This window comes from Streptomyces aurantiacus, assembly GCF_001418335.1.
In the GTDB taxonomy this organism is placed as follows: Bacteria; Actinomycetota; Actinomycetes; order Streptomycetales; family Streptomycetaceae; genus Streptomyces; species Streptomyces aurantiacus.
The window spans coordinates 1-208 of sequence record NZ_LIPP01000545.1 but is presented as its reverse complement, the minus strand read 5'-3'; the positions used below and the strand labels follow the sequence as shown (position 1 = coordinate 208).

The 208-nt window shown below is 69.2% G+C and carries 1 pseudogene; it reads left to right on the top strand.

The features are described from left to right. Window positions 1-208, top strand: a pseudogene (locus tag AOK01_RS46015) (MFS transporter); the annotation flags it as partial.

Sequence of the window (208 nt, the reverse complement as noted above, 5' to 3'; positions counted from 1 at the left end):
GGTCGACCTGCGCACCACGGCACGCCCCGCGGTGCTCTTCACCAACCTCGCCTCGATCATGGTCGGTGTCGCCTTCTACGCCGTCTCCCTCGTCCTGCCCCAGCTGCTCCAGCTGCCCGCGTCGACCGGTTACGGCCTCGGCCAGTCCATGGTCGTGGCGGGTCTGTGCGTGGCTCCGCTCGGTCTGACGATGATGTTCACGGCGCCG